Here is a 230-nt window from a genome sequence, read left to right as displayed (position 1 = left end):
TCGACGCCGGGCACGAACTCCGCACGTTCAACGAATGAATTCGTCGCCGGATCAAGCTCGCGCACTTCGGCCAGCACGCGGGTGACAACGACGCGGTAAACGGTTTCTGTGCCGCAGGTGGAAGCACCGCCGCGCGTGATGGTGTCGATGATGCTCTCCATCGACGCGCCAGGTTCGACCAGGTAGCTGCCAGCCTTCGGATCCTGCGCCTTGTCGGAATATTTCACACC

Annotated in this window: 1 pseudogene; it reads right to left on the bottom strand. The window is 61.7% G+C overall.

The annotated features are described in order from the left end of the window. A pseudogene (locus tag R0J92_RS27395) lies at nucleotides 1-230 on the bottom strand (branched-chain alpha-keto acid dehydrogenase subunit E2); the annotation flags it as partial.

This window comes from Tritonibacter sp. SIMBA_163 (genome assembly GCF_046535935.1).
GTDB lineage: Bacteria > Pseudomonadota > Alphaproteobacteria > Rhodobacterales > Rhodobacteraceae > Epibacterium > Epibacterium scottomollicae.
The sequence above is the reverse complement of the archived record's forward strand: the minus strand, read 5'-3'. Positions and strand labels throughout refer to the sequence as shown.